This is a genomic window from Sphingopyxis sp. C-1 (assembly GCF_001047015.1).
Classification (GTDB): domain Bacteria; phylum Pseudomonadota; class Alphaproteobacteria; order Sphingomonadales; family Sphingomonadaceae; genus Sphingopyxis.
On sequence record NZ_BBRO01000001.1, the window covers coordinates 2,697,890 to 2,718,857 of the forward strand.

The following is a 20,968-nucleotide window of genomic DNA, read 5'->3' on the forward strand; positions in this document are numbered from 1 at the left end:
ATCACATCAAAGTATCTGTTCCCGTCCTGCGATCATATCACTCCCCACACCAAAGGATAGGGCGGCCACGCGGGTTCGACAGCCGCGAACCTGCTTCGGCACGATAGCTCGTCCGGTGGCCGCGCTGGCACATGCTTTGAGCGAGGCGGGGGGCATTCCCGTCCGGAACCGAAAGGATCGACATGACGAAGAATATCGCACCCTCCCCGCTCGAACCCGCAACCGGCGCATTTGTCGGCGGTCTGCCCGACGGCCCGCCGATCTATACGCTGACGCCAACCGACGCCCGCGGCGTCCTGTCCGCCGTCCAGCAGTCGGTCACCGTTCCGCTTCTGGCAGTCGACAGCGAGGACAGCACGCTTCCCGTCGGCCCGTCGGGCAAGACGAACATTCGTGTCGTGCGCCCCGCCGGCGCGACCGGTACGCTTCCCGCGATCATCTATATCCATGGCGGCGGCTGGGTGCTCGGCGACAAGCAGACGCACGACCGGCTGGTTCGCGAACTCGCGGTGGGCGCCAACGCCGTGCTCGTCTTCGTCGACTATGACCGCTCGCCCGAAAGCCAATATCCTGGCGCTATCGAACAGGCCTATGCCGTCGCGCGCCATGTCGCCGACAATGCCGGCGCGTTCGGCGCCGATCCGAAGCGCATCGTGATCGTGGGCGACAGTGTCGGCGGTAATATGGCTGCGGCGGTGACGCTGATGGCAAAGGAACGCGGCGGCCCCGATTTTCGTGCGCAGCTCCTCTTTTACCCGGTCACCGACGCATCGATGTCGAGCGAATCCTATAAACAGTTCGCCGACGGTCCGTGGCTCACCGCAAAGGCCATGGCCTGGTACTGGGACCAATATTTGCCCGACGCTGCGCGTCGCAATGAGATCCTCGCATCGCCTGTCAACGCGTCGGCCGAGCAGCTTGCCGGCCTGCCGCAGACCTTGATCATCGTCGATGAGAATGACGTGCTGCGCGACGAAGGAGAAACCTATGCCCGCAAGCTCGCCGAAGCCGGCGTGCCGGTCGTCGCGGTGCGCTATAACGGGACGATCCATGATTTCATGATGCTCAACCCGATCACCGAAACCCCGGCCGCGCGCGGCGCGATCGGGCAGGCGATCGGCTATTTGCGCAAGGTCCTTGCGGCGGGTGCGTGATGCGAGGCGGGAGGCGGCGATGCGCCGCCTCCCGCAAATCGTCAGGGTGTCTCGACCGGAATCTCGAAGCGGAATTGCGCGCCGCCGTCCGGATGATTGGATGCGGCAATAACCCCGCCATGTTCGGAAATGATCGATTGGCAGATGGCGAGCCCGATCCCCATCCCTGCCTCCTTCGTTGTGAAGAAGCCCTCGAAAATTCGGTCGAGATCGTCGGGCGAAATCCCGGGCCCCGTATCGCGAAGCGTAAAGGCGAGCGCACCGCTTTCGGTCAAAGACGTGCCAATATAAATCTCACGCGTTCCCGTGCCCTGTGCCTCGACCGCCTGGACGCTGTTGATCAGCAGGTTCACGACCACCTGCTGCAACTGAATGCGGTCCGCCATGGTGTTCGGAAGCGCGCGTGCGAGGTCGGTCGTAATACCGATCGATTGGGATTCGATTTCGTGACGGATGAAGATCAGCGATTCCTGCACAATCTCGTTGAGATCGGTCGCGACGCGTTCAGGCTGGCGTTTTGACGCCATGCCGCGGATATGCTGCACGATATCGCTAGCACGCCGTCCGCTCGCGGCGATGCGCGCGGTCAGCGCCTTCACCTTCTCGACATTGGGGTCGTCGCGCGACAGCCAGCGCAGGCTGGTCTCGGCATTGGTGACGATGGCAGCGAGCGGCTGGTTGATCTCATGCGCTATCGAGGTCGTGAGTTCGCCCAGCGTCGAGATTCGCGCCGCGTGGGTGAAGTCGGCTTGAAGCTGCCGGATCTCGGCCTCCATGCTCATACGGTCGGTTACATCCTCGAAACTGAAGATCGTGACGTCGAGCTCGGCGAGCACCTTCGGGTAGGTCACCGACATGCGCACGTCGAGCACCCGGCCGTCGAAGGTCTCGATCTTCGTGATCTCTTCGTGGCTTGTCTGCCCGTTGAAACGTCCGATCATCACGTTGCGAAGCGAGCTGCGATTGACCGTAAACAGATATCCGACCGGCCGCATCAAATCGAGCGCGCTGGAGCCGCCGAGCAGCTGAACCGCGGCGCGATTGACGTCGGTGATCTGAACCGTCGTCGCGGCGAGTTCTACCAACTCGGGATGCTCGTCGAGATAAGCGCCAAAGTCGGTGACGCCCGTCGCGCGGATATCGTTGTAGATGCGCCCCATATGGCTGGCGTCGACCTGCCACAGCGCGATCGGCATATGATGGACGAGTTTGCGGTATCGCGCCTCACTCGCCCGAAGATAGACATAGGAACGGTCGTCATCGACCGCCCCGTTGACCGCGGCATAAATCCGGCCCGGCGTTTCGGCCCGCCAAACTGTGACCAGTGGATCGCGCAGGATGCCATCCGACGGGAGTTGCCGCCGGTAGGTCGCATCCTCGGTTTTTCCGGTCATCGCATCAACGATCAATTCGCCCAGCGTTGCGCGGCTCTCGAGCGGCCAGAAACCGGCGACCGGCTGGCCGATCATAAGGTCACGTCCACGATTGCCGCCGACGAGACGCATTGTCCGTTCGTTGACGTTGATGATCCGTGCCGCCTTCACCAACTCATTATGGCGTGCGTTCAACTGCGCTTCGGCGTCGGCTTCGCCGCGCAGCCGCGCGATCTCGGCGATCAACGCTTCGGACGCCGAAACGTCGATTTCCCAGCTCGCCGCCATCAACCGGTCGGGAATGTGCCAGTCCGCCCCCGGTACGGCGCCGTCGCTGAGCGACTGCCGGCCATATTCGATGACGTCGCGCGGGGTTCCGTCCTGCGCGAAGCGGACATATTGGCGGATATCGACGGCGATATGGATACCCGACGGGGTGCGCCGGCTGACCACGCCCTGCCACGTTCCTTCCTGAAGCAGCATGCGCCAATGCTCGCGTTCGTTCTCGCTGCGCGTCGACAGATGGCCGATACCACGACCGACCATCGTGAGCGAGGGCCAGCCATAGAGCGCTTCCGACGCCGGATTCCAGTAATGGACCGCACCTTCGATATCGAAAATGACCACACTTTCGGATGCGAAGTCCGCGATATCCGGTTCGGACACCTGCGTCGTCACTTGAAGCGGTCCGGCGTTCACTGCTCCGGCCCGTCGGGCCAATCCTCCGCCCCGATCGCCGCCTTCAGCTGATCGAGAAGCGCATCGTCCGCAACCGGCTTGGTCAGCCAGGCCTGCGCGCCGAGGTCGAGCGCCCGCGCCCGGACGCTGGAATCGATGACCGACGTCAGCACGATGACGGGCAGGTCCGACCCGCCGGCCCGCATCCGTTCGAGCAGGTCGATCCCGCTCATCCCGGGCATTCGCACATCGGTAATCAGGCAATCGAAATGATTTTGCACGTTATCGAGGAACGCCGGGGCACTATCGAAGGTGCTGCACTCCAGTCCGGTAACCATCAACAGATCGCACAATGCTTCGCGGATGGCTTCGTCATCATCCACAACTGCGACAAGAGGCGTTTTGGGCAAGCGATTTGGCCCTTTTTCTCACGACCGGGACGGCCAATAACGCCATAGTCGCGCAGCTTGTAAAGCTTTGTAACCATACCAAAGTCTAGGCTCCCCCGGTTTCACGCAATTGTGCGGGCAATTTCTCCCACGCGCGGATCAATTCGCCGACGGTCGCCGCCTGCATCTTCTTCATCACATTGCTGCGGTGAAGCTTGACGGTAATTTCCGAAATACCGAGGTCATAGGCGATTTGCTTGTTGAGCCGTCCGCGGGCGACCTCGCGCATCACCTGACTCTCGCGCGGGGTGAGCGTCGCGAAACGTTCGACCTGTTGCCGGACGATCCGGGCGTTCGCGCGATCCGCAACATCGCGTTCGACACCCGCGACGACGGCGTCGAGCAACGTCTGGTCGCGCACCGGCTTGGTCAGAAAATCGACGGCGCCAGATTTCATCGCCTGCACCGACATCGGGATGTCGCCGTGTCCGGTCAGAAAGACGATCGGCTTCGCGATGCCGGCGGCGGCCAGATGCTGCTGAAGGTCTAGCCCGCTCGATCCCGGCATGCGCACATCGAGGACGAGGCAGCCGGCGCGTTCGAGCAGCGGCGATTCGAGCAATTCGCGCGTCGAGCCATAGCAGTTCGCTTCCATCCCGACCGACAGCATCAATTCGCTGATCGCCGTGCGCACCTCTTCGTCGTCGTCGACGATCAGGACAAGCGGCGGTTCATAATCGGCGGTCGTGGTCATTACCCCTCCCCGGTAAGCGGTGTCGTCGCGAACGGCCATCTTCCCGCGGACATCCTGCGACCGAAAGGCAAGAGATCGTCCCGGTCATGTCGGCAGGCGCGCAAAGTCTATGTGCCCGCGGGTTTCGGAGCAAGGGCTTTCCTTGCTCCGAAACCCGTACGACAGCGCGCCGTTTCGATCGAAGAGCCGCAAGTCGTCAAAGCAGCGCCATGCCGCCATCGACGCGCAGATTGATGCCCGTAACAAAGCTGCTTGCATCAGAGGCGAGGAAGAGTGCGGCGCTTGCCAATTCACTAGGCTGGCCGAGCCGGCCAAGCGGAATTGCGCCCGCCATCATTTCGACGAACGCGTCATGATCTTCAGGCGCCACGCCCAGTTTCTCAAGGATCGCCGTCTCGGTCGGCCCGGGGCTCAGCATGTTGACGCGGATGCCGCGTGCCTTGAACTCGAGCGCCCATGCGCGGGCGAAGGCGTTGATCGCGGCCTTCGTCCCCGCATAGACCGCGTGCCCTTCGAGCACCTTGTCGCTGGCAAGTGAGCCGACAAGGATGATCGAGCCGCCGTCCCGCATGATGGGCGCGATCTTCTGCACCCCGAAAAAGGTCCCGCGCGCGTTGATCGCGAACTGCGCATCATATTCGGCCTCGGTCACGTCGTGCGACGGGCTGATCGTGTTGACCCCCGCATTCGCCATATAGATGTCCGCATGGCCGAAGCGCTCGCGGACGATCTCCGCGACCTCGCGATGATGATCGGGATCGGCGACATCGCCCTGGATCCCGAAACCCGCCGATCCGATTTCGCGTACGGCGTCGTCGACGACCTGCTGGCGGCGGCCGGTAATGACGACCTGCGCGCCCTCGGCGGCGAAGAGTTTGGCTGCGGCGAGGCCGATGCCGCTGTTGCCGCCGGTGATTACCGCGACCTTTCCGTTCAAGCTTGTCATAAATTGCCTTCTTTCCTGGGAGAGTTTGTCATGCGCTGCGAAAGCCGATCCGGCGGTGGCTTTCGTCGCAAAAGGGTTTGTTCTTCGATGCGCCGCAGCGGCAGAGCCGCGCCGTTTCGACGGCGGCGACGGTCCGCCCCGTCCCGCTGAGAATTTCAAGATTGCCGCGTATCTGCAGCGGTCCGTCGAGTTGGGGCTCGACGGTCAGCGGGCCATTGCGAACCGCGAGCTTCGGCCCATCCTTCGTCGGCGGCTCACCGGTCGCCTCGAAGCCGATATATTTATGCGACTTGTCACAGAAGGGCTTTCGCTTTGAAGCACCGCAACGACAGAGCGTCGCGCGAAAACCCACCTTCTCGCCATCGAGCGCGAGATCGGCGCGCACTGCATAAGGACCGTTCTCGCGCAGCGTGATCAGATTGACCGGCGGCACCGGTTCGGCCTGGCCGTCGCGGCGCTCATAAGTCAGCGCGCCCGACGGGCATTGGCGGATCGTACCGCAGAGATATTCGACATCGGTCGCGTCGGGGATGATCCATGGGCCGTCGACATTGGCGAGGAATGTCGCCGGGTCCTGCGTGACGCAGAAGCGCGCATGGATGCAGCGTTTGCCGTCGAACATCACGGCGATGTCCTTGCCCTCGGCCCGGTCGACACCGTCGGCCGAGGTCGTTGGCGACGCTGAGGGCGCTGCGGGCGGCGGCGCTGCGTCGGGGGTGCTTGCTGGCGCAGCCTCGCCAATTGGTGCGTCGCGCAGCCGCGCAGCCTGCTTCTGCAAAATCCGCGCGGCACGGACGCAGCGAGGGTCGGCAGTGTCCATCGCTTCGGCGACGGCGCTCAGTTCCTCCATACGCTCAAGATAAACGTGCCTGGCGCTTGCACCCGCGGGCAGCGATGCAGCCTCGCGCAGCGCGGTGAACGATATACCGGCGTTGCAGCCCGGGTTCGATGGGCCGGCGGGAAGGCGTGCCGCGCGCTCCGCCACTGCGGTGAGCGCGTGCATCAACCCGATAGCCGAACCGATATAGAGCGCCTTGTCGGGGTTCGGGCGAGGTATCGCATAGCCGGCGGCGAGCAGGCGAAGCGCAAGTACATAGATGGCATTGGCGAGGTCGACCGTCGCCACGGCGTCGGCGTCTTCAAGCCAGATGCGCCCCTCGGGCGACGGCGGCTTGCGAAGCACGGGGTTGGTCGCCGCGGGATGCGCGGGGGCGAAGTCGGGGTTCGCGGCGGCGAGGCTCTGCATCTCGTCGCGGACCGCAACGAAGCGGCGGAAATGCGAATCGTCGCTGTCGGTCGGCGCGCCCTCCCCCTCGACGATGATCTCAGCGAGCGCGGCGAGCGCGCTGTCGAGGCTGGTGACGGGCCGCGCGCCCTTGAAGCCGACTTCCTCGGGCGTCAGTTGCAGCGCGGGATCGCCGCAGAAAAGTGCCGCCTCGCCGATCGCGCCAGCCAGCGCGCGCAAATCGGTCTCGATCACCTGATAGAAGGCGCCGATCGTCGCATAATCATATCCGGTCGGGGTCAGGCGGAACGTCCGCGGCGTCCGCGGCGCGGCCTTGTCCGCCGCGAAGCCCGCCCCGTCGCCTTCAGCCGAGGTTTCAGGGCGCTCGAGATAGAGGAAATGCTGGATCGCAGCCTCGCCGAAGGGCGCGAGCTTTACCGCGATGCCTGCCGGAAGCCGGCCGGGCTCGATCGGAAAGTTGGTGCGTCCGAAACGCGGCGCGCCACCTAGAGCCACGGTGATGTTCCACACCGCAACAAGGTGGCTCATCTCGTCGATCGCGACGTCGAGGATCGCGCGGCGCCAGCGCGCAACCGCTTCGGCCTCGGCGCCGCTCAACCCCTCGCCTTCGCCATCCTTCAAGCTGAAAGCGGCATAGAGATAGGTGCACATCAGATTATGCTCGAGTTCCGCGGCTTCATAGAGCGCGTGCAATATCTTCTCGCGGCTCACGGCGGTTTTGCCGTCCATCTTCATAACCCTCCTGCGACCGCCGCCGGGCGGCGGGTGAAGCGGACAGGATAGTCTGCGCTGCCATCAGGGGCAGGCACGAGAGTTGACAAGCCGCCTGTACCAAACCGCTCGCCCGCGGGATTGAAATGCGGGGTGATTGTCATCCGGCCTAACCGGCAAGGCAGCCCATCCTGTACCTTCGCATAGGTCGCCCCCGTCTCGACAGACCCGGCGCAAGGGGCATAGCCTCTGGTCCATCGACAGCGTTTTAACAGTACCATGAGGTGACGAGATGAATGCATCATGGGACGCCGGACGGCTCTCCTTCCAGATCGATCGCTCGCATTCGACACCGATTACCGCCCAGATCGCCGCGACAATCCGCACCGCGATCATGGACGGCCGGCTTCGACCCGGAACGCGACTGCCATCGTGGCTCGACATGGCTTCGCAGCTTGGCGTCGCGCGCGGGACGGTGAAGGCCGCCTATGAAGCGCTGGCCGACGAGCTGCTGGTCTTTTCGGCAGGGGCCGCCGGCACGCGCGTCGCCGAACGGGCCGCGCCGAAGCCGGTCGAGACGAAACGGGTCGACATTCCGCGGCCGCTGCAAAATCTCGAACGCGGCTTCTCGCTTCGCCCCTTGCCCTTTCAGATGGGGGTGCCGGCGCAGGATGCCTTTCCCGCGAAATTATGGGCGCGGCTGCGTACCCGCGCGGTGCGCGCGAATGCCATGGCCCCGGTCGGCCCGCCCGATCCGCGCGGCGAGCCCGAACTGCGCGCGCAGATCGCGGCACAGCTCGCGATCACGCGCGGCATCTGTTGCCACCCTGACCAGATCATCCTGACCACCGGCTACAAGAACGGCCTCTGCCTGACCCTGATGGCGCTCGGCGTGCAGGGACGCACCGCGTGGGTCGAAGATCCCTGCTACCCGATATCGCGCATAGGGCTGGAAATTGCCGGGCTGAAACCCGTCCCGATCGCGGTCGACGCCAAGGGCATCCGCGTCGACATGGGCGTGCGCGCCGCGCCCGACGCCGCGCTGGCCATCGTCACGCCGGGGCAGCAGGCGCCGACGGGCGTCACGCTGTCGCCCGAGCGCCGCGCCGCGCTGCTCGCCTGGGCGGAACGCGAAGGCGCGTGGATCATCGAGGATGATTATCTCAGCGAACTCCAGCTCGGCGGCCGTGCCGCGCCAGCGATGGCGGCGCAGGACCCCGCCGGCCGCGTGATCCATATCGGCACCTTCGGCAAGACAATCAGCCCGGCGCTGGGTCTGGGCTTTGTCGTCGCCCCGCTCGCGCTCGCCGCGCGATTTGGCGAGGTTGCGGGCTGTCTCAACCCCGCGCCCAATGTGACGACGCAGCTCGCGCTTACCGACTTCCTGGCCGACGGCCATTTCCTGCGCCACCTGCGCCACATGAAAGGCCTGTATCGCGAACGGCGCGACGCGCTCCACGCACGGCTCGATCCGGATATCGCGGTCGATGCCTTCGCCGGGCTGGCGGTGATCGTTCATCTGCCGCGCGGTTATGACGATGTCGCGCTGGCAAGGCGCGCGCCCGAACTGGGCATCGCGCCGGCGCCGCTGTCGATCTGGTACGCGAACCCCGCCGCGGCGCAGCCCGGTTTGGTGCTGTGCGTCACCAACCTGCGCGAACAAATTCTGGGCAAGGCGTGCGACACGCTGGCGACATTGATCGACGAAGGCGTCGCCGCGCCGGTTTCGGCGCAGGCGGCGTAAAGGAGACGAAGATGAAACTGCTGCATGTCGATGCGAGCCCCAAAGGCGCAAATTCCGGCTCGCGCGCTCTATCGCGCTTTTTCGTCGATCGGCTGCGCGCGCAAGTCCCGACGCTGTCGGTCGACTATCTCGATCTTGCGGTGGAGATCTTGCCCCCGATCACCGAGTTGTTCGCAAGCGCGACCTACACGCGCGCCGATGAACGCACGGCAGAGATGAAGGAGGCGCTGATGGTGTCCGATGCTCTGTGCGCGCGCCTGCTCGGCGCCGACGCCTTGCTCTTTGCGATGCCGATGCACAATTGGACGATGCCCGCGGCGTTCAAGGCGTTCGTCGATACGATCGTGCGCGGTGGCCTGACTTACGTGGTAACCGACGAAGGACAGTACGTCGGCACGCTCGGCGGCAAGAAGACGCTGTTCCTGACGACGCGCGGCGTCGACCTGCGCCCCGGCACGCCCTTTGCGGCGATGGACGCGCTGACGCCGGCGCTTCGTGCGGCCTTTGGCTTCATCGGTGTCGATGACCCCGTTTTCGTGGATGCGCAGCCTATGCAGTTCGCGCACGAGGTCGAGCGGGCCGCCGCGATGCGGCGCGCCAGGACCGAACTTTCCGCGCTCGCCGAGGCATGGGGGGTGATCGAGCCGCGCGCCGCGCTGTCGCGGGCGGGCTAGCCCTTACGGTACAATCATATCTCCAGCCCTTGGGTCTGTTGCGGTCGTGCCGCTGGCGTAGGCTGTTCGCGTCTCTCTCAAAGGAAAGGTGAGCTGCCATGGACGCCGAAGTTGTCGACAATGTCGAAAAGCGCTGTTTCGAACTCGACCTGCCCGACGGTTCGACCGCGGCCGCCTTTTACCGGGTCGACGAAGAGGGGCGACTGGTCCTGATTCACACCGAGGTTCCGTCGGAATTCTGGGGCATGGGCATCGCATCGCAACTCGCAGAGGGCGCTTTCCACCTGATGCGGCAGACGGGGCGCAAGGCGGTTTTGCGCTGCCAGTTCATGGTCAACTTTTTCGGCCGCCATCCCGAATTCGCCGACGTCGTCGCCGGCTAGCGAGGCCATCATGATCGACGAATATCATCTCGAACGCTTCGTTGCCGCGCAGGCCGAAGCCTATGACGACGCGATCGACATTCTGCGCCGCGGCGCGATGTGCACGCCCTACATGGATTTCATCTTCCCGCGCCTGGGTATCGAAGACAACGATGGAAACGTCTATGCGCTCTCGTCGCTCGACGAAGCGCGCGCCTATCTGGATTTCGCTCCGCTCGGCGGCCGTTACCGCGAGTGCGTCGAAACACTCTTTCGGCTGGTCCAGACAAGCGCGCGCGAAGTGTTCGGCGAAGTCGATGCCGCAAAGCTCCACGCCTCGCTCACCCTGTTCGCCGAGGCGTCGAACGAAGTACTGCTGCGTTCGGTGCTCATCACCTGGTTCGACAATATGGTCGACGAGGCGACGATCGTCCGCATCGACAACGACCGCTGACCCTCAGGCAAAAGCGATCCATTCGCGTAGCCAGTCGTCGAACCGTGTCGGTGCGAGGCGCGGACGATTGCAGGTGAGCGGTTCGCCATCGAACCGCGCGCCGAAATACAGCGCGTCCGGGTCGACCGAGATCCAGCGCATATCCTCATTGGCGGTGAGGATTTCGGTCGCGAGTTCGGCAAGACCGAATGTGTCGGGTCCGGCAATCTCGACGATATCATTCACCGGCGCTTCGGTGACGAGGCGGGCCAGCGCCGCGACGACGTCGTCGGCGGCCACCGGCTGCATCGTGACGGGCGCAAGCGGCATCCGGTCGCCATCGCCGCTCGCGTCGACGATCTTGTAGACGAACTCGAAAAAGGGTGTCGATCGGACGATCGTGAACGGGACGCCGACGCCCAGAATCCGCTCCTCCTGATCGCGCTTGGCGAGAAAATAGCCGCCGTTCAGCGTGTCCGCGCCGACAGCGGAAAGCGCGATGACGTGCCCGACCGACGCAGCGCGGGCAGCGGCGAGTATATTATCGCTCGAAGCGGCAAAGAAACGCCGCATATCGGCGGCGTCGCCATAACCCGAGTTCGATGCATCGACGACCACGTCGGCGCCTTCGAGTGCTTGAACCAGCCCCTCGCCGCTGACCGTGTCGACGCCGGTCGACCGGGCTGCCACGACGACCTCATGCCCATCTTCGCGCAGTCGCGCGGCTAGGCGGCGACCGATCTGGCCCGTTCCTCCGATGACAGTGATTTTCATGGCGCTTCACTCCGCGATGCATTTCGTCCCCACAGCCTAAGCCGATGGAGCGAAGCACGGCAGAACCGAGACGCGACAATCGCCCTGCACTAAGCGGGCGTCTGGTCTCCGGTCGGGCCGGCATCGGCCCATCCCGCTTCGGTCGCCTCGAAGCGCGATCCGGTTTCGAGCGTGCGATGCACGGGGCAGCGGTCGGCGACGCCAAGCAGTTCGGCATGCTGCGCATCGTCGATCGCGCCCGTGATCTCGACACGGCGGCTGAAGATATCGGGTTTATCGAAACCCTTGTCCTTGCGGTGCGTCACGCCGGTACGGATGCGGTCGACCGGCCACCCCTTGCGATCCGCATAGAGGCGGAGCGTCATCGTCGTGCAGGCAGCGAGCGCGGCGGATAGCAGGTTGAAGGGCGTCGGGCCCGAACCCAGACCGCCCGCACTCTCGGGCTCGTCGGCGATGAAGGCGGCCTTCCCTGCCCGCATGGCGAGCTGGAATTTGCCGAGGCGCGTTTCCTCCGCTTCCGCGTCGAACTGGCTGGCGGCAGTCGGCGGCATCGCGGGCAGATAGCGGCCGGCCCACGCCGAAATCATGTCGGCGGCGAAATCGGCGTCGCGCGCATCGGTCAAAAGATGGTCGGCGCCGTCGAGCGAGACGAAACTCTTGGGATGCTTTGCCGCGAGATAGAGGCTGGTCACATTCTCGATCCCGACGACCTGATCGATCGGCGAGTGAAGCAGCAGCAAGGGCCGCTTAAGTGACGCCACGCGCGCGCCCTGATCCTGCTCGCGCAGACTTTTGACGAACTCCTTGCGGACGGTAAAGGGCCGGCTGCCGATCGCCACGACGCCGCGACCTTCGCGCTCGATCGTCTCCAATCCCTCGGGATCGAACTGGTGGAGCGCATGTTCGACGTCGAACGGCGCCGCGATCGTCGCGATGGCGTGGACTCCGGGCAGCGACCCCGCGGCGGCCAGCACGGCCGCTCCGCCGAGGCTATGCCCGACGAGCAGCATCGGCGGCATGCCCGCCGCGGTCATCGCGTCGGCCGCGGCGACCAGGTCCTTGACATTGTGGCTGAAACCCGCCGATCCAAAATCGCCTTCGCTGGCACCAAGGCCCGTGAAGTCGAACCGCAGCACGCCGATGCCCGCACCAGCAAGGCGCCGCGAAATCCGGACCGCAGCCTTATTATCCTTTCCGCAGGTAAAGCAGTGCGCGAACAGCGCCCACGCCTTGGTCGATCCGACCGGGAGCTCAAGCCTACCCGACAGGCGTTCGCCATCGCCATTGGGAAAATCGAAGGGGCGCGTCGGCATCTCTATCTCCGGTCGCTGTTAACAAGGCTCGTCGGGCGTAGCATAAAATGCCCGAAGGCAAGAGGCGCATGACACGATCGTCAGGCGAGCCCCTCTGCCTTCAGCGTCGCCTGGACCGCGGGACGCGCTTTCAGCCGTTCGTGGAGCGCGGCAATCGCGGGCGGAACGTCGACGCCAAAGCGGCCAGCCCATGTCGTCGTCACGAACAGATAGAAATCCGCGACGGTCGGGCGGTCCCCGAACAGATAGTCGCCCTTGATCGTGTCGCCAAGGTAACGCATCCGCGCAGTGATATAGGCACTGGCGACGGCCTTTTGCTCGTCGGTGCCGTTGTGCCAGAAGGGCTTGTAGCTTTTGTGTATCTCGGTCGAAATATAGGCGAGCGCCTCGACCAGCCGTGTTCGGCCAAGCGGACCTTCGACCCCCAACTGCGGATAGACGCCCGCCAGATAGTCGAGGACAGCGATATTTTCAGTGACGATCTCGCCATTGTCGAGTTCAAGCGCCGGGACATAGCCCTTGCGCGTTACATTGTTGAAATCGGTGCCGCTCGCTGTGATCTTCGTCTTGATGTCGACGCTCTCATTCTCGAACGGCGCGCCAGCTTCGTGGAGCGCAATATGGGCGGCAAGGCTGCACGCCCATGGGCAATAATAGAGTTTCATCGATCGTCTCCTGAACGGGAAGCCGCCGGGACATCGGAGGGAGATGTCCCGGCGGCCGGGATCGGCGCTGGACGGCCGGGTCGGTAGGTCCAGCGCCCGGGGGCTCGTTACGCCGCGGCCGCCTGTTCGACCGGGTGGACGGCGCGAAGGCTGATCTGGACCGTGTTCCAGAAATTGATCGCGGCGACTGCGACCGTCAGATAGGCGATCTGCTTGTCGTCGAAATGCGCCTTCAGCAGCTCGTAATCCTCGTCGGGGGCGCCCGTTTCGGCAATGCCGGTCAACGATTCCGTCCAGTTCAGCGCGGCGCGTTCGCGGTCGGTGTAGAGCGGCGATTCCCGCCAGGCGTCCAGCAGATGGATGCGCATGTGGCTTTCGCCATGCTTCACCGCATCGGTCACATGCATGTGGATACAAAAGGCGCAGCCGTTGATCTGCGATGCGCGCAGCTTCACCAATTCGATCAGGCTGTGGTCGAGGCCCGAGGTTTCGAACGTGGCTTCGACGGCCAGCATGGCCTTCATCGCATCGGGGGCGGCCTGGAAGATATTCATACGGGGAGTCATTGCTTTTCTCCTTATTTTTCGTGGAAAATCAGAGGGCGCCAGCGGTGCTTGACCGCTCTTTTCGCGCGTCGGCGATGGCCCAGAGGCTGAGCAATCCCGTGAGGATCGCGGGCAAAGTAACCGCCGGAAAATCGCGAGCGATCGCGTCCGGACCGCATATGCCGACCGCAACTTCCCAGAAATGGAAGAACGCATGGCCCCAGAGCCACAGCGTCGCGGTCGTCCACAGCAGCACGCGATATTGAGGACGGAAGGCGCCCATGAGGAGCGACGTTCCCACGAAAAGGAAGATCAGCCCGATGTCGCGAATGAAATGCTGGTTGAAGGGCCCGGTTGTCGTGACGCCCGGAACCGCGAGATACCAGTCGCCGGGCGACCAGAGCATGAAAAGCCCGTTCGCTTCGGCGCCGATGCCGAGGATGACGGCGGTCCAGATACAAATCGTCTTGAGCATGATGATCTCCCCTTGGGTCGCGGATGATTATTTTTTCGGCGGCGGCGGGACGTTTTCGAGCCACCAGTCGAAGCGCGTCGAACCAAGCTTCGCACCGGGGCCAGGGATCAGCGAATCATCCTCGAGCCGCAGCCCGAAATAGCGTGCTTCGGGATCGACCACGATCGGGCGCGTGTCGTCGTCGAACGCCATCACCTTGCCGATGATCTCGTCGAGGTGGAATTTCTCGGGCCCGCCGATCTCGACGATGGTGTTCGCGGGCGCGGCGACCGCAACGGCCGTCACTGCGTCGGCGACATCCTCGGCGGCCATCGGCTGGATATAGGCGTGCGACAGATGAACCTCGTCGCCGACGACCGCCGATTGGCCGATACCGCGAAGAAATTCCATGAACTGCGTCGCGTGGATGATAGTGTAGGGAATGCCGCTATCGCGGATCAGCTTTTCCTGTGCCTGTTTGGCGAGGAAATAAGGGCTGACCCCCATTTTTTCAGTGCCGACGACCGACAGCGCGATATGATGGCCAACGCCCGCAGCTTTCTCGGCCTCGGCAACATTCTGGCCCGCAGTCTTGAAGAAATCGATCGCGGCCTCGTCAAAGGTCGGCGAGTTGGCGAGGTCGACGACGACCTCTGCACCCGCCAGCGCTTCGGCAAGTCCTTCGCCGGTCAGCGTGTTGACGCCGGTATTGGGCGCCGCGGCGACAGCCTGATGCCCCAGAGCATTGAGTTTGCTGACGACTTTCGAGCCGATAAGCCCGGTTCCGCCAATCACGACGATCTTCATGCCACTGCCTTTCCCTGCGACGACGCACCTTGCGTCCGTTGCCATTGGAATAGGCGTGTCACCCGCGCCGATGCAGACCTGAGAGGTGCGAAAGCCAGTGTACCATCGAGTGTTTCAGACCCGTTGGTACAATCGGGCGTTCAAATCTCGAACCTTCCGCGCACCGGCGGGCGCTGTTCTAATCCACCCATCGAGACGGTTTGCGCTCCCTACCCCTCCCCGCGCAGCCCGTCTCGACCGCATCGGCTGATGCTTCGGAACTTCGTGGAGCCGTGTTAATCGGACGTGACAGAGATGATGAACGCAGGGGTTTTTCCGGTTTCTCCCTGCGGCCAACGAATTGGCAGGCGAGCATCCTACCTGTCCGGCTCCCTTTTTTCCCGAACGACCTATGGCCGGTTCGCGAGCGTGTCGCGCGCGACGCGTTGCAGCGCCGCCGCCTGCGCGTCCGAGAGCCCGAGTTCGTCGGCGCCCTTTTCCTTTGCACCAAGCGTCGTCGGATCGATGCCGGTGATCGCGCCAAAGGTGACGAGCGCCGAGAGATAATAGCCCGCGACGCTCGCGTGATAATGGTCGTACGCCCACAGATCGAGCTGGCCATAGCCGATGCCGTCATAGGGATTGGGGTCGGCGACACCTTCGGTCATCGCGCGGTTCCAGGCCTGGCCGACCGGCACGATCCCCGCCACGGACGGATTGGCGGCGCGTGCGCGGTCGGCCGCGGCGCGGAGGTCATCGGCCATCGCCGTCACCGGCTTTCCGTACCAATGCCCCCCGGATTGATAAGTCTGGTCCGCGCGCGTCCAGGTCGCGGCGAGACGGATGTCGACGGCGGGATTGCGCGCCTTGAACAGCGCGGCCAGCCGGTCGACATTGCGCAAATAATCGGCGGGATCGCCGGGCTTTGCGCGGTCGAGCGTGCTGAATTCCTGAAGCACGACGATATCCCACGACCGGTCGAAAAGCTGGCGCCGCTCGTCATAATGGAAGCCGAGTGACTTGCCGCCCTGCGTCTCGAGACTGACGGCATAGTCGAGCCCAGCCTGCTCGGCGAACAGCTTGAACAGCGCGGGCACGCCGCCATAGCCCGCATTGTTGAGATCCGTCACCGTGCCGGCGCGCCAGTTTCGCGCCGCAGAATGCGCCCCCTGCGTAAAGCTGTTGCCGATGAAGAGGATCGTCTTCGGTGCGGCTTTTTGCGGTGCGGAGGGGGCCGCGCCGGCGGCGGCGGTCGGCGCGGGCGCGCGTTCCTTTGCCGTTGCCGCCGGCGCGACCGCGAGCGCGGCAGCGCCGATCGATAACCAGATGCCGTGCCCGTATTTCATATCAGAACTCCGTGGTGACCGAGGTGTACCAGTAGCGGCCGTAGGGGTTGTAGAGCGACCCCAGATAGCCCTCGGACGACAGCGGCGGCTTCTCGTTCGTGATATTGCGCACGCCGACACGCCAGCGCATGTCGCCGCCCAGACCGCCTGCGTCCTTGATACGCACCTGCGCATAAAGATTGCCGGTAACCTGCGACTTGACGCGCCACGGGTTGCCCTCGCTATCCACGAACGCGGTTTCGTCGACCGCGCCGGTATAACGCGCGAAGGCCCCGATCTGGAACTGGCCGAGCGACCATGTCAGCGACGCCGTCCCGCGCCATTTCGGGCGGCCATTCGCCTCGATCAGATTCTGGGTCTCGGGCAAGGGAGTCGCGGCGTTGATGTCGCCGGCCGCGCGGGCCGCAACGAGCATGTCGACCGCATCGCCAGGCGCGCGCGAGAATTTGAGCAGCCGTGTCGCGTTGACGGAGAAATCGAACTTGCCGATGTCGGTCTTGGGCGATTGCCAATAGAATGCGAAATCGAGCCCGCGGACGGTTTGCGGCTGCAGGTTGATGAACTGGTCGCGCACCGTCGTGATGCGGCCGACCGGCGTGATGCCCGTACCCGCGAACGCCGCGAGATCGTCGGCATTGGCGGCATCGCGAATGACGTTCGGGTTCGACGATCCCTGGAGGCGGAGCAGATAGTCGAGCGCCACGGCGGTATCGTTGCCGAGAATGCCGACGATGCCCTTCTGTTTGATCGACCAATAGTCGACGGTGAAGGTCATACGGCCGAGATCGGCCGGAATGAACGTCGGCTCGAACACCGCGCCGAGATTATAGTTGGTGCTCTTTTCGGGCTTCAAGTCGGGGTTGCCCGAGACGCGGCGCGAATAGCCGACATTGTTTCCGCACGCGTTGAAGTTGGCGATCCGGCCGGCGCGCAGGTCAACCTCGCAGCGCAGGAAATCCTGGCTGGTCGCAAGGCGCGCATATTCGACCGCATTGACCTGTTCGAGGTTCGGCGCGCGGAAACCCTGCGAAAAGGAACCGCGAAAGCGGATACCGTCGACGACGTCCCATGCCGCAGCGACTTTCGGCCGCACGACGCTGCCGAAGTCGCTATAATGTTCAAAACGACCGGCAAGTTGCACATCGAAGCGCCGGACGAGCGGGATGTTCATCTCTTCCGAAACCAGCGGGACGGCGAGTTCGGCATAGCCGGCGGCGACGGTACGCTTGCCGTACGTATCCGGATTGTCGCTGACCGCTGCGGCATCGCTGATCGTCACCGCGCCCGTCACGGCGTCGATGAAGGGGCTCGATCCGTCGACCGCGGAATCGCGATCGTCGCGCTGCGTTTCACGCCGCACTTCGAGGCCGAAGGCAACGCCGACGTCGCCGCCGGGCAGTGTCAGGAGATCGGCGCGCGAGGCGCGGAAATCGCCCATCGTCAGCGTCGTCTTCGACCGGCGCCGCAACTGGAACGTGATCGCGTCGATAGCGGCCTGCGAGCTGGGGGTACAATCGCCCGAACTCAGGCTGTCGATGCAGCCGCCGTTGAACGGATTATAGGCATCTGGCGTCGCAAGCGCGAGGCTCTGCTGAAGCGCCGAGCTGCGTACCGCGAGGCTGCTGTCGACTGCGGAAGCCTCGGAATAAACGAAGGCGCTGTCCCATTTGAAACCCGCAACCTCGCCGCGAACCCCGATCAGACCGCGCAGTTGCTCGCCGCTCACCTTCACCGCCTGCGGCCCGGTATCGACGAAGCGATAGGTGGTGAGCAGCACCGGCAGGCCTGCTGCGGGCACGTTGACGAGTCCCGGGATGCGATTGGGGTTGGGCTGACCATTGATCGTCGTCGCGCCGAACGGATTGTAATAGTTCGAGGCCGGGATCCATATCTGGTTGAGGTTGATCACCGGCGGCTGAATACGCGTCGTGTTGGAACGATAATATCCGAACTCGCCGAACAAAGTCAGATCGTCGGTCAGGTCGTAGTGGCCGTTGATGAAGGCATTGTAGCGCTTGACGCTCGGCATCACGGTCGTGCCGACCGCTGTGTCGAAACGCAGGTCACGGAACGCATTGTTCGTCGCGAGCGCGGTGTTCACAAGGCAGAGATCGGCGGTCAGCGCCTGCGTGCATCCGCCGAGACGCGTCGGGCGAACGGTGAACGCGCCCGCCGCCGTGGTGAGGTTCGTCGCGCCGCGGCGCGGCCGGCCACCTGTTACCGGGACCTGAAGCGCGGGCCAGGCGCCGCGCGTCGCGCGCGCGTCGGGCGTCGTTGAATCCGCGAAGTCCGGATAGTCGGCGAACAGCGGGCGGAGGTTCGCCGAAGCGGTGAAATCCTGGTCTTCCGCACGCAGCGCCGACCGATCGGTATATTCGAACGACAGCGTGACATTGCCGCGATCGAAGCTCTTGCCGGCGAGGATATTGCCCTGGAACTCACGCAGATGCGTTCCCTCGGCACCGCCATACTGCGCCTGCATCCGAAGGCCGTCGTAATTGTCCTTGAGCACCGTGTTGACGACGCCCGCGACGGCATCGGAGCCATAGAGCGCGGCGGCGCCGTCGAGCAGGACTTCGAGCCGCTGGAGCCCCGTCGTCGGGATCGCGTTCGAGTTATAGCTCAGGACCGGCACGGTGCCCGTGTCCGACAACCCCTGGCTCGCCGGGTGGGTGACGATACGGCGACCGTTCAGCAACACCAGCGTGTTGCCGACTCCGAGCGAGCGGAGGTTGACCGAACCGACGTCGCCGCGCGCGGCGTTGCTGGTCTGGGCATTGTTGCCGGGGTTGAAGCTGACGTCGCCCATCTGCGGGATGTTGCGGATCAACTCGTCACCGCTGACTGCGCCGATCGCGTCGAGCTTGTCCTGATTGACAACGACCACGGGAAGCGCCTCGGTAACGCGCGCGCCTTCGATGCGGGTGCCGACGACGACGATATCGCCGGCGGTTTCCCCATCGGGCTGCGGCTCGTTCGCGTCGGCCGCTTCGGTAGTCGCTTCGGCTTCGGCCGTCTGGGCCTGCGCGGGTGCGCCCGCGAGAAGGCAGATCGCCGTGCTCGCCAGAAGCATTGTTCCAACTGTGCGCCTCATTTTCACTCTCCCCAATTTTATTGTTTAAATTTCCGGGCCTTGCCGGCCTCAATCGCTGTCGGTCTCTACCGGTGCCGCCGCGAGCGGCGCGGGCTCTCCGCTGAGCGCGCGGTTCAGCGCATCGCGGTCGAGCGCGTTTTCCCACATCGCGACGACGATCGCGGCGAGCGCATTGCCGATGAAGTTGGTGAGCGCGCGGCACTCGCTCATGAAACGGTCGATGCCAAGGATCAGTGCGAGCCCCGCGACGGGTACGGTCGGAACCGCGGTCAACGTCGCTGCGAGCGTGATGAAGCCTGCGCCGGTGACGCCCGCCGCCCCCTTCGAGCTCACCATCGCCACGAGCAGCAGCGCGACCTGATCGCCAAGGCTGAGGTCGACGCCCGTCGCCTGCGCAACGAATAGCGCCGCGAGCGTCATATAGATGTTCGTGCCGTCGAGGTTGAAGCTGTAGCCGGTCGGCACGACCATGCCGACCACGGGCTTGGCACAGCCCGCCTTTTCGAGCTTGTCCATCAGACTGGGCAGCGCGGCTTCGGACGACGAGGTGCCCAGCACGAGCAGAAGCTCTGCCTTGAGATATGCGATCAGGCGGAAGATCGAGAAGCCGCAGAGCCGCGCCATGCCGCCGAGGACGACCACCACGAACAGGATCGAGGTCAGGTAAAAGGTCGCGATCAACGCGCCGAGATTGACGAGCGATTCGACGCCATATTCGCCGATCGTGAAAGCCATTGCGCCGAACGCGCCGATCGGCGCAAAACGCATCAACATTCCAACGAGATAGAAGAAGACGCTCGAAAGCTTTTCGAGCATGCCAAGCACCTGCGCCCCCGCGGCGCCGGTGTGCGACAGCGCGATGCCGAACAGGATCGCCGCGAACAGCGCCTGCAGGATCGAGCCCGAAGTCAGCGCCGAAACGAAAGTCGTCGGGATGATCGCGAGCAGGAAGCCGACGAGCGACGTGTCATGCGCCTTGGCATCATATTCAGCGATCTTGGCGACCGCGTTCGGATCGAGCGTGCGGGGATCGATATTCATCCCTGCGCCCGGTTGCACCACATTGGCGACGATCAGCCCGATGATCAGCGCGAGCGTCGAGAAGAAGAGGAAATAGGCGAAGGTCTTGGCCGTCAGGCGCCCGAGCGTCTTGCCGCTGCCGACCGAAGCGATGCCGGTCGATACGGTAAGGAAGATCACCGGTGCGATGATCATCTTGACGAGGTCGATGAAACCCTTGCCGAGCGGCTGCAGCTTGACGCCGACTTCGGGCCAGAAATGGCCAAGCAGGATGCCGCCGGCAATCGCCGCAAGCACCTGCACATAGAGATGCGACCACCACGGACCGGTCTTCGCCGGCAGGTGCGTCGCATTCATGTCGATCGTGGCTGCCACCAGCCTCTCCCCATCTTTTGCGTCCGGCTCGACGCAGCCCGGGGTGTTTCCCGGCCTTTGGCTAAAAATAGGGGCGCGATGGAATCATCGTCAAACGACATAGAAAACTCATTCAAACTGTTGTTTTAATTA

General features: G+C 64.1%; 19 protein-coding genes. 5 read left to right on the top strand and 14 right to left on the bottom strand.

The window, feature by feature from the left end; all coding sequences use genetic code 11:
• Positions 1-182: 182 nt before the first annotated feature.
• Positions 183-1,154, top strand: a complete 972-nt coding sequence (locus SC1_RS12725; protein ID WP_062182197.1) for an alpha/beta hydrolase — start codon at positions 183-185, stop codon at positions 1,152-1,154.
• Positions 1,155-1,195: 41 nt separating this feature from the next.
• On the opposite strand, the gene SC1_RS12730 is transcribed toward SC1_RS12725, so the two are convergent.
• From SC1_RS12730 to SC1_RS21620, 5 genes are all read right to left on the bottom strand, one after another.
• A complete protein-coding gene (locus SC1_RS12730) occupies positions 1,196-3,205 on the bottom strand; it encodes a PAS domain-containing sensor histidine kinase (RefSeq protein WP_062184102.1) in 2,010 nt (669 codons plus the stop codon).
• Positions 3,206-3,222: 17 nt separating this feature from the next.
• Positions 3,223-3,615 carry a response regulator transcription factor gene (locus SC1_RS12735; RefSeq protein ID WP_238586681.1) on the bottom strand — a complete coding sequence of 131 codons (393 nt, stop codon included), beginning with the start codon at positions 3,613-3,615 and terminating at the stop codon, positions 3,223-3,225.
• An 85-nt stretch (positions 3,616-3,700) separates the two neighbouring features.
• Positions 3,701-4,348, bottom strand: coding sequence for a response regulator transcription factor (locus SC1_RS12740; protein WP_062182200.1), 648 nt, complete (start codon positions 4,346-4,348; stop codon positions 3,701-3,703).
• A 196-nt stretch (positions 4,349-4,544) separates the two neighbouring features.
• Positions 4,545-5,294 carry an SDR family NAD(P)-dependent oxidoreductase gene (locus SC1_RS12745; RefSeq protein ID WP_062182203.1) on the bottom strand — a complete coding sequence of 250 codons (750 nt, stop codon included), beginning with the start codon at positions 5,292-5,294 and terminating at the stop codon, positions 4,545-4,547.
• A gap of 28 nt (positions 5,295-5,322) precedes the next feature.
• Positions 5,323-7,269, bottom strand: a complete 1,947-nt coding sequence (locus SC1_RS21620) for a ferritin-like domain-containing protein (RefSeq protein ID WP_193749169.1) — start codon at positions 7,267-7,269, stop codon at positions 5,323-5,325.
• Positions 7,270-7,543: 274 nt separating this feature from the next.
• Between SC1_RS21620 and SC1_RS12755 the strand changes: the two genes are divergently transcribed.
• The 4 genes from SC1_RS12755 (at position 7,544) to SC1_RS12770 (ending at position 10,485) form a co-directional block, all read left to right on the top strand.
• On the top strand, positions 7,544-8,995 hold the full coding sequence (locus SC1_RS12755; protein ID WP_062182206.1) for a PLP-dependent aminotransferase family protein: 1,452 nt from the start codon (positions 7,544-7,546) through the stop codon (positions 8,993-8,995).
• Between the two features lie 11 nt (positions 8,996-9,006).
• Positions 9,007-9,669, top strand: coding sequence for an FMN-dependent NADH-azoreductase (locus SC1_RS12760; RefSeq protein WP_062182209.1), 663 nt, complete (start codon positions 9,007-9,009; stop codon positions 9,667-9,669).
• Between the two features lie 98 nt (positions 9,670-9,767).
• Positions 9,768-10,052 carry a GNAT family N-acetyltransferase gene (locus SC1_RS12765; RefSeq protein ID WP_062182212.1) on the top strand — a complete coding sequence of 95 codons (285 nt, stop codon included), beginning with the start codon at positions 9,768-9,770 and terminating at the stop codon, positions 10,050-10,052.
• 10 nt (positions 10,053-10,062) lie between these two features.
• A complete protein-coding gene (locus SC1_RS12770) occupies positions 10,063-10,485 on the top strand; it encodes a DUF1810 family protein (RefSeq protein ID WP_062182215.1) in 423 nt (140 codons plus the stop codon).
• Positions 10,486-10,488: 3 nt separating this feature from the next.
• Here SC1_RS12770 and SC1_RS12775 read toward each other — a convergent pair whose 3' ends face one another.
• The 9 genes from SC1_RS12775 to SC1_RS12815 all read right to left on the bottom strand — a co-directional run bounded on the left by SC1_RS12775 (position 10,489) and on the right by SC1_RS12815 (position 20,818).
• Positions 10,489-11,238, bottom strand: coding sequence for an SDR family oxidoreductase (locus SC1_RS12775; protein ID WP_062182218.1), 750 nt, complete (start codon positions 11,236-11,238; stop codon positions 10,489-10,491).
• An 89-nt stretch (positions 11,239-11,327) separates the two neighbouring features.
• Complete coding sequence (locus SC1_RS12780) at positions 11,328-12,551, bottom strand: bifunctional alpha/beta hydrolase/OsmC family protein (protein WP_062182222.1); 1,224 nt, start codon at positions 12,549-12,551, stop codon at positions 11,328-11,330.
• An 80-nt stretch (positions 12,552-12,631) separates the two neighbouring features.
• A complete protein-coding gene (locus tag SC1_RS12785; protein WP_062182226.1) occupies positions 12,632-13,216 on the bottom strand; it encodes a glutathione S-transferase family protein in 585 nt (194 codons plus the stop codon).
• 107 nt (positions 13,217-13,323) lie between these two features.
• The gene (locus SC1_RS12790; protein ID WP_062182229.1) at positions 13,324-13,782 is read right to left on the bottom strand and encodes a carboxymuconolactone decarboxylase family protein; all 459 of its coding nucleotides are present in this window, start codon (positions 13,780-13,782) and stop codon (positions 13,324-13,326) included.
• A gap of 28 nt (positions 13,783-13,810) precedes the next feature.
• Positions 13,811-14,236: a hypothetical protein gene (locus SC1_RS12795; RefSeq protein WP_193749170.1), complete on the bottom strand. Its 426-nt coding sequence runs from the start codon at positions 14,234-14,236 to the stop codon at positions 13,811-13,813.
• Between the two features lie 27 nt (positions 14,237-14,263).
• Positions 14,264-15,022: an SDR family oxidoreductase gene (locus SC1_RS12800; protein ID WP_062182235.1), complete on the bottom strand. Its 759-nt coding sequence runs from the start codon at positions 15,020-15,022 to the stop codon at positions 14,264-14,266.
• Between the two features lie 389 nt (positions 15,023-15,411).
• Positions 15,412-16,347 (bottom strand): DUF4886 domain-containing protein, encoded by a 936-nt coding sequence (locus tag SC1_RS12805; protein WP_062182238.1) that lies wholly within the window; start codon positions 16,345-16,347, stop codon positions 15,412-15,414.
• Between the two features lies 1 nt (position 16,348).
• Positions 16,349-19,441, bottom strand: a complete 3,093-nt coding sequence (locus SC1_RS12810) for a TonB-dependent receptor domain-containing protein (protein WP_152682386.1) — start codon at positions 19,439-19,441, stop codon at positions 16,349-16,351.
• Positions 19,442-19,489: 48 nt separating this feature from the next.
• On the bottom strand, positions 19,490-20,818 hold the full coding sequence (locus tag SC1_RS12815) for a dicarboxylate/amino acid:cation symporter (RefSeq protein ID WP_062184111.1): 1,329 nt from the start codon (positions 20,816-20,818) through the stop codon (positions 19,490-19,492).
• Between the last annotated feature and the right edge of the window lie 150 nt (positions 20,819-20,968).